6 protein-coding genes and 1 pseudogene are annotated in these 8,347 nt (G+C 62.9%); 3 read left to right on the forward strand and 4 right to left on the reverse strand.

What is annotated here, in order from left to right:
- From AUJ55_03195 to AUJ55_03205, 3 genes and pseudogenes are all read right to left on the reverse strand, one after another.
- A pseudogene (locus tag AUJ55_03195) lies at positions 1-572 on the reverse strand (hypothetical protein).
- Entirely contained in the window at positions 569-1,483 is a 915-nt protein-coding gene (locus AUJ55_03200) for an AAA family ATPase (GenBank protein OIO59575.1), read from the reverse strand. The pseudogene AUJ55_03195 and the gene AUJ55_03200 overlap by 4 nt, the downstream one beginning before the upstream one ends.
- 378 nt (positions 1,484-1,861) lie before the next feature.
- Positions 1,862-2,431: a hypothetical protein gene (locus tag AUJ55_03205; GenBank protein OIO59570.1), complete on the reverse strand. Its 570-nt coding sequence runs from the start codon at positions 2,429-2,431 to the stop codon at positions 1,862-1,864.
- Positions 2,432-2,597: 166 nt separating this feature from the next.
- Between AUJ55_03205 and AUJ55_03210 the strand changes: the two genes are divergently transcribed.
- A complete protein-coding gene (locus AUJ55_03210; GenBank protein OIO59571.1) occupies positions 2,598-3,437 on the forward strand; it encodes a hypothetical protein in 840 nt (279 codons plus the stop codon).
- 690 nt (positions 3,438-4,127) lie between these two features.
- Here AUJ55_03210 and AUJ55_03215 read toward each other — a convergent pair.
- On the reverse strand, positions 4,128-4,934 hold the full coding sequence (locus AUJ55_03215) for a hypothetical protein (GenBank protein ID OIO59572.1): 807 nt from the start codon (positions 4,932-4,934) through the stop codon (positions 4,128-4,130).
- 385 nt (positions 4,935-5,319) lie between these two features.
- Here AUJ55_03215 and AUJ55_03220 point away from each other — a divergent pair, with 385 nt between their 5' ends.
- Both AUJ55_03220 and AUJ55_03225 read left to right on the forward strand, forming a co-directional pair.
- Entirely contained in the window at positions 5,320-6,984 is a 1,665-nt protein-coding gene (locus tag AUJ55_03220; protein OIO59573.1) for a gamma-glutamyltransferase, read from the forward strand.
- A 451-nt stretch (positions 6,985-7,435) separates the two neighbouring features.
- Positions 7,436-8,347, forward strand: a 912-nt coding sequence (locus AUJ55_03225; GenBank protein OIO59574.1) for a type I restriction-modification system subunit M, incomplete at its 3' end; no start/stop codon positions are given.

An 8,347-nucleotide genomic window follows, 5' to 3' on the forward strand; every position in this document is an offset into this window, starting at 1 on the left:
GGGGGGGGGTAGACCAGGAGCTCCATGTCGAGATCGATGTTCGACCAGGCGCGGAAGAGTCCAAGGGGGTAGCGTGTCGACAGAACCAGCATCCCCAACCGCCAAGCGCCCCGGTGCAGCGGGGATAGGCTCAAGGTCACCGGGGTGGCTTGGCCTGGATCGAGGGGGGGCAGTTCGAGGGTGCCCGAGGGGCGCTCCAGCGCGATGGCCAGCCGTCGTTGGCCGACGCTGGCGGCAGTCAGGCGCAGGGTCGCATGGGGGCTTTGACCGGCAAAAACCGGCGGCGCCCCCCCCGCTGCCAATGTCAGACCGACCAGGTTGCGGTAGGTATGAAACATGGCGACCAAACCGATGGCGGCCAGCCAGAAGGTGAGTAGGTAGCCCAGGCTGCTGCCGTAGTTGATCGAGCCGATCAGCATGACGAAGAGGATGCCGGTCAACAGTAGGCCGGTGCGGGTCGGCAGGATGTAAACCCGGCGGCGCACCAGGGTGATCGGCCCCACCTCGCGTCCTTGGGGGGTGAAAAACCGGGCCAGACTTAAGGATCGGCGCAGCCGGGCAAGCTGTTTCAAGGGGTGGCCACCTGGGCGATCCACCAGGCGATGGGATCCTGACCGCCGAAGTCGCTGCCCGGCACGGTGTGCAGCCGGTGTCCTGCCACCATGGGGAGGATGGTCTGGATGTCCTCGGGGACGACGAAGCCGCGCCCTGCCAGCCAGGCCCAGGCGCGGGCGGCCCGCAGAATGGCCAGCCCCGCCCGGGGTGAGAGCCCCACCTTGAAGAGGTCGCAGGCGCGGGTGAAGCCAATGAGCGCTTGCAGGTAATCGAGCAGGGGATCTGCGGCGTGGACCTTGCCGACCTCATCTTGCACCGCCAGCAGCCCCTCGGGGGTGGCCAACGCCTGTAGGTTGGGAAGCAAGGCGCGGCGGTCGCCGCCGGTCAGCAACGCCCGCTCCGCAGCAAAACCGGGGTAGCCCAGCGAAATCCGCATCAAGAAGCGGTCGAGCTGCGATTCGGGCAGGGGGAAGGTGCCAACCTGCTCCAGAGGGTTTTGGGTGGCGATGACAAAGAAGGGGCGAGGCAGCGGCCGGGTTGCCCCCTCGGCGCTGACCTGTCCCTCTTCCATCGCCTCAAGCAGGGCGCTTTGGGTTTTGGGGGTGGCGCGGTTGATCTCGTCGGCCAGCAGCACCTGATTGAAGATCGGGCCGGGGTGAAACTGGAAGGTCTGACTTTCGCGTTCGAAGATCGAGACCCCGAGGATGTCGCCCGGCAGCAGATCGCTGGTGAACTGCACCCGTTGAAACGTAAGACCAAAGGAGCGGGCCAGCGCTTGGACCAGGGTGGTTTTGCCCACCCCCGGCAAATCTTCAACCAGCAGATGCCCTCCGGCGATCAAACAGGCGACCGCCAGCCGAACCGGCTGGTCGTGCCCCAGAATGATTTGGCCGGTTTGCTCCAACACCGAAAGGATCGAGCGATGCAGGGTCGGGGTGGGAATGTTGGATTCCATGCGGTGGCAACTCGCGACAAAAAAAGGGGAATGCGGCTTAAATGCGGTCGGTTGCCCTTGACTTTTAAACATTGGGCCGATCAAGAGAAAAGACCGTCTTGAATAGTCGGGATTTGAATCCTCTAACCCTTTGAATTCTTTACAAGTGATTTAAAAACAACAACTTAGAACAAGTGCACCCAATGTGACCAAACGGTCATGAACAGCGCGATCCCAAGGACTTAGCCCCACCATCGAGGGTTTGTGCACAAAGTTTTCCACAGATTTTGTGGAAGGGGGGGCGGGGCATAAGGAGGCGCTGATTGAATCGGCGTTTCCCTAAGCGGTGGATCCGCCTCCCCCCTCATCAGATCAAGCGTGCCCCTCGTATTCGCGATCGATTCCCATCGAGTCGAGCGCTGCCTCCCAGCGCAGTTCCGGCCTCTGATCGAACAACACTTCGGATGCAAAGGGGGCGACGATCCAGGTGTTTTCTTTGATCTCCTCCTCCAGCTGCCCCTCGCCCCATCCGGCATAACCGGTCATGAGCATAAAATCTCGGGGCCCTTCCCCCTGGGTGATTGCCTCAAGAATATCGCGCGATACGGTCATTCCGGTGTTGGTGGTCTCGACCGCCAGGGTGGTGTGCCACTGCCCCAGAGGGCGGTGCAGCACCGAGCCGACCTCGCCCTGTACAGGGCCGCCCCAATAGATGAAGCGTGCGGCGACGGCGGGGTTGTGGCAGTCAATCCCCATCTGAGCCAGCGCTTGCCCCACGGTGTAGGTGGCGACCGGGCGGTTGACGATCAACCCCAACGCCCCCTCGGGGGTGTGCTCGCAGATCAAAACCACCGCTTTGTGGAAGTTGGGATCCTCCAGGGCGGGCATGGCGATGAGCATGCGGCCCGAAAGGGATAGAAACGCAGCCTGGGTTGAGGTCATGTCGGCTCCGTTGCGTCGGTGGTTTGGTCGGGGCGAGGTTGCTACAGTCCCCCGGCCGGGATGGGGTTAGTTGAACAGATGCCTTTTGAAATCGAAAGGTCGAAGCGATCAACCGTCTCTCATCCATCAGTTCTTGATCGGTTGCCGTAAGTCTCGAAAGGATCCCATGTCGGTGATTGCCATCGGCGACCTGCACGGTTGCCGCGAACGGTTAGAGGTGCTGCTCGGGCGGCTGAATTTCGATCCCGCCGTCGACACCCTGTGGTTGACCGGCGATGTGGTCGGTCGCGGCCCCGACGCCTTGGGGGTGCTGCGGCTGCTGCGCGATCTTCAAGATAGGGTCGTTGCGGTCATGGGCAACCACGAGCCTTACCTCATCGCCCTGGCGGCGGGACTCCTCGACGCCGAGCCGCCCCACGCCCTGCGCGATCTGCTCAATGCCCCCGACGCCGCCGAGTTGCTGGCCTGGGTGCAACAGCGCCCCTTGGTCCACATCGACCGCGACCTGGGCTGGGGGATGATCCACGCCGGATTGCATCCCGATTGGGATGTGGCCCAAGTGGCCCATTGGGGCAAGGCGCTGACCGAGACGATTCAGGGGCCGAATGGAGCCCAGTTTTGCGCCGATCAGGTTTTGGCCCGCCCCCCCGAGCGCTGGGAGGATTGCCACGACCACGAGAGGAGGCTCCATTTTGCGCTGGCGGTATTCACCCGCACCCGTTTGATCGATCCGCTGTACCGCTTTCACTGGCCCAGCAAGCCCCCCCACGACCACCCCGCCCGTTTTCTGCCCTGGTTCGACCTACCCGAACGACGCTGGGACGAAGTGCGCTGGGTTTTCGGCCATTGGGCGGCGCGGGGGCTGGTGCAAAGCCGCCATGTGCTGGGGCTCGATTCGGGATGCATTTGGCGGGGGAGTCTGAGCGCGGCGCGGTTGGGGGCGGGGGCGCCCGAGGTGGTGTCGGTGCCGTGTCCGGAGGGGTATGAGGTGCGGGGGCACGAGTGAGGGGGGGATTCCCAGCCGACTGCGAATCTCACCGAACCACTGCAAATCCCCCCTAGGAGTCTGTCGGACTTGAGATCGTCCTACTGCGCCGGCGGGTAATCGGTCCAAATTTCCCCGGTTTTTCGTCACATAGCCACCACTATGATCCTCAAAACCGTGAAAATTTGGCCTCGATTCCCCACTCGGCTCGCTACGGACGCTCAAGCCCGACAGACTCCTAGCCCCCCTTTTGCAAAGGGGGGAGCAAGGTGTTTGCTCGACCCACTGCAAATTCTCCTCGACGGACAGCGAATCACCCGGCCTGCCTTGAAATCCCCCCGTCGTCGACCGAACGGCGCCTTCCCAAACATGGTGGAAGGACGAAAGTAGTGGGTGGATTCCGGGTCCGGCGGCGCCGTCCCGGAAAGAGGCCGGTTCTTCTTCCCTCGATCCAACCATCGAAGCGTCATTCCGGGGGCTCGCAGTCCATGTATCTGTGGGAGCGCCGTCTCGGCGCGATTATTCAGCTCCGAGGGCGCATCCTCACACTGCGGGAAAAACGCTGGGATAATCGCGTCCCTCGACAGGCTCGGGATGAGCGGAAAAACGCGGCGCTCCCACAAAAGGGAACAGCGGCACCAAGCAAGCCCCCTCCCCCTGCCCGGGGGAGGGACGAAAGGTCGAGACGGCGGATGATGTTCGGGGGCGAGCTCAGCGCCACTCACCCGTCACCAACCGCGGATCGACCATCACCCCATTCAGACTCACCCCCCAATGCAGGTGGGGGCCGGTGGCGCGGCCAGTGTGGCCGACCCGACCGAGAACTTGCCCCCGCACCACCGCTTGCCCCACCTTGACGTCGATCCGGCTCATGTGGCCATAAAAGGTGACCAGCCCTTGGCCGTGGTCGAGCAAAACGGTGTTGCCGTTGAAGAACTGGTTGCCGGTCAGCACCACCACCCCGGCGGCGGGGGCGCGGATTTCACTGCCTTCGTCTGCCGCCAGATCGAGGCCGGAGTGGGGCTTGCGGGGCTCGCCGTTGAAGATGCGGCGCAGGCCGAAGGGGGAAGAGACCACCCCCTGCACCGGCATGGCCAGGGGGAAGGCGGGGTGGTCGGCAGAAAAAAGGTCGAGCCCTCGGCGTAGCGCGCTCGCCTCGTTGCGAATGCGGACCAGCTCTTCGGCGGTAGGGTTGACGTGGTGGGAATTGGGGACGGTCAGCGATTGGGTTGGGTAGTCTTTGGTGGCAACTGCGAAGGGGAGGGTTGCTCCCCCCGGTAGTGTGAGGGTCGCCTCGCCCGGCGCTTGGGTGAGGGGGATCCCCACCACCGCCCAGTATTGTCCGGCGTCCGGCAGCACCATCACCGGCCCCCCCTCGAAACGGACGGTACCGGGTGGGGTGGCGCCCAGGGGGATGAGCGCGATCCCCCCCGGCACCGCGCTGGTCTGGGGCAGGGTCGCGGCGCTGCAAGGGGCGGAAGTCAGCACCAGCATCAACAGCGGCAGGATCACCCCCACCCGCCGCCACCGAAGCGACAGGGGGGGTGTGGGAACGGACCTGCCTCCGCGAACGCTTGGGGTAAGTGGTTGCAACTCGGCAAGGGGGAGGTCGGAAACGGTGGATGCGCTGCGCTTATCCACCCTACGCCCCGGCGTTTGTGGCAATGTAGGGTGGATAAGCGCAGCGCATCCACCACCCCGCCCCACCAAAAAACCGAAAAGTTGGGAGGTCCACCGTAGGGTGGATAAGCGCAGCGCATCCACCGCGAACGCCTCCTCCCCTGGGCCCGCCGATTCGCGGAGCGAAAGCCGATCCCACAGCCGATCCCAAGGGGCGACGCATTCAGCCGCCCCCCGCGTCATGTGCAACAAACCCTTGGCAACCATCTTCAAGAGAGCAGGCATGAAATTCCTTCGTATCTTTTGGCTGATCGTTCTTCTCGGACTGTCGCCCCTGCATGCCCAAGCCGCCGAGCGCCCCGCCGCCATCGCCACCGCTCATCCCCTGGCGACCGAGGCGGGGATCCAAATCCTCAAGCAGGGAGGCAACGCCTTCGATGCAGCGGTGGCGGTCGCCGCCACCCTGGGGGTGGTCGAGCCGAGCGGCTCGGGGCTGGGCGGCGGCGGTTTCTTTTTACTCCATCGCGCCGCCGACGGCCTCGATACGTTGGTCGATGCTCGCGAAAAAGCCCCCGGTTATGCCAAGACCGATATGTTTTCTGCCGATCCCTCGGCGTCTTTAGATAGCGCCAAGGGGGCGGCAATCCCGGGGATTCCGGCAGGTTTAGCCTGGATCGCCCAACGGTACGGAAAACTTCCCCTTGCGCAAAGTTTGGCCCCGGCGATCCGACTGGCTCGCGCCGGTTTTCCGGTCGACGGTCACTACGCCATGTTGGCCAAATTTCGCGAATCACTGCTGGCCCGCGACCCCCGCACGGCGGCCATCTTTCTTGACCACGGCCGCGCCCCGAGTAAGGGGTTTGTGCTGCGCCAGCTCGATCTGGCCCAAACCCTCGAAAAAATCGCCGCCAACGGGCGCAACGGATTTTACGGCGGCGACACCGCCCGGGAGCTGGTCAACGGGGTGCGGTCCAAGGGGGGGATATGGTCGCTGCGTGACCTGACCGAGTATCAAATTAAGGAGCGGCCCCCGATCCGCTTCAACTACCGAGGGGCCACCATCGTCACCGCCCCGCCCCCCTGCGCCGGTGGGGTGGTGCTGGCCGAAACGCTGGGCATCTTGGGGGCGTTGGGGGATCAGGGGGGCGGGCTTGCTCCGGTGGTCGAGGGGCTGCGCCGGGGGTATCAGGATCGTGCCCGCTACCTGGGCGATCCCGATTTTGTCGATATGCCGCTGGAACGTCTGCTGTCGCCCGAATACGCCGTAGAGCGGGCTAGAGGGATCGATCTTAACCGCGCCACCCCCAGCATCAGCCTGGGCGAGCCGCTCGATGGAGGGGGGTCGGGGAGCAACACCAGCCATTTTTCGATTGTCGATGCGGCGGGCAACCGAGTGGCGGCGACCTTGTCGCTCAACTACCCCTTCGGCGCGGCGGTGGTGGCGGGCGCCACCGGGGTGCTCATCAACGACGAGATGGACGATTTTGTCATGGCGCCGGGAGTCCCCAACGCCTACGGACTGGTGGGGGGTAAAGCCAACGCCATCGCCCCCGACAAACGGCCCCTATCGAGCATGACCCCCACCTTCGTTGAGGACGAACGGGGGGTGCTGGTGCTGGGGACGCCGGGGGGCTCGCGCATCATCACCTCGGTGCTGCTCGGCATCTTGAATTACTTGGGCCACCCGAGCGTCGACCTGCCCGCCCTAGTCGCCCAGCCCCGCTACCACCACCAATACCTGCCCGACCGGGTCGAGTTCGAGCCCGGCAGCATGCCCGCCGAGGTCCGCCACGCCCTAGCGCAAAAGGGGTACATGGTCGCCGAGGGGAGCAGGCCGTGGGGGAACATGCAGGCGGTGTGGGTGAGCAAGGATGGGGGCGAGGCCCAGGCGGCCAGCGATCCCCGGGGGGAGGGGGCGGCGCGGGTGGTACCGATGCCGGTGAAGTAATCAAAACGACCTGCAACCGAAGGCCCTTTTCTGTTCATTTTGGTCGTTACATTGAGAGGGGTGTGGCATAAGTTGAGGGTAGCGCCGAAGCGAGGCAAATTAGGGATGCCCCGCAGTCCCCCCCCCAATGAATCCCCGCAAGTTTTCTGTGCGAATGGTGCTACGAAGAATCTGTATAGCATCGGCCGAGCGACGCCTTGTTTTGTGGCGCTGGCGCTGTGGATGATTTGCAAGAGCTGGGTTTTTGCACGCCGTGCGCGTGTTGGAGCGACAAGTTCAGGCGGAGTTAGGCGGAATCCGTCTATGACACTTTATGCGCCCGCTGTCATGCCGAGCCTTGAGTGTTGCCACAGCCACAACCAGCGGTACTAGAAGTACTTGCGCAGTGTGATACCCAAAACATCTCGCACCGATCACGATTCAAAATCTATTCGACAAGGAACACAGCAGAATGACAAGTACCCAACAACGCGCCGCACTGCAACGCCAAATCTGGCAAATCGCAAATGACGTACGAGGCGCAGTCGATGGCTGGGACTTTAAGCAATATGTACTCGGCACCCTGTTCTATCGCTTTATCAGTGAAAACTTTGCCAGCTATATCGAAGGCGGTGACGACAGCATCAACTATGCGGCGCTTTCCGATAAGGTCATCACCCCTGAAATCAAAGACGATGCCATCAAAACCAAAGGCTACTTCATCTACCCCAGCCAGCTGTTTGCCACCATCGCCGCCAGCGCCAGCACCAATGAAAGCCTGAACACCGACCTCGCTAAAATCTTTGCCGCCATCGAAAGCTCAGCCAACGGCTACCCATCAGAGCAGGACATCAAAGGCCTGTTTGCCGACTTCGACACCACCAGCAACCGCCTCGGCAACACCGTCACCGACAAAAACACCCGTTTGGCCGCCGTGCTCAAAGGCGTGGCCGGGCTGGATTTTGGCGATTTCGAGGGCAGCCATATCGACCTGTTTGGCGATGCTTACGAGTTCCTCATCTCCAACTACGCCGCCAATGCCGGCAAATCCGGTGGCGAGTTTTTCACCCCGCAGCATGTGTCCAAGCTGATCGCCCAGCTCGCCATGCACAAGCAAACCAGCGTCAACAAGATATATGACCCCGCCTGCGGCTCCGGCTCGCTGCTGCTGCAAGCCAAAAAACACTTCGACGCCCACATCATTGAAGACGGTTTTTTCGGTCAGGAACTCAACCACACCACCTACAACCTGGCGCGGATGAACATGTTCTTGCACAACATCAACTACGACAAGTTCAACATCCAGCTGGGCGACACGCTGCGAAATCCGCATTTTGGCGACGACAAACCCTTCGATGCCATCGTCTCCAACCCGCCCTATTCG

The sequence above is a fragment of the Proteobacteria bacterium CG1_02_64_396 genome (assembly GCA_001872725.1).
In the GTDB taxonomy this organism is placed as follows: Bacteria; Pseudomonadota; MNWR01; order CG1-02-64-396; family CG1-02-64-396; genus CG1-02-64-396.

Coding starts and splice junctions, on each gene's coding strand:
- AUJ55_03205 (OIO59570.1), bottom strand. CDS start 2,431: ATGACCTCAACCCAGGCTGCGTTTCTATCCCTTTCGGGCCGCATGCTC.
- AUJ55_03210 (OIO59571.1), top strand. CDS start 2,598: ATGTCGGTGATTGCCATCGGCGACCTGCACGGTTGCCGCGAACGGTTA.
- AUJ55_03220 (OIO59573.1), top strand. CDS start 5,320: ATGAAATTCCTTCGTATCTTTTGGCTGATCGTTCTTCTCGGACTGTCG.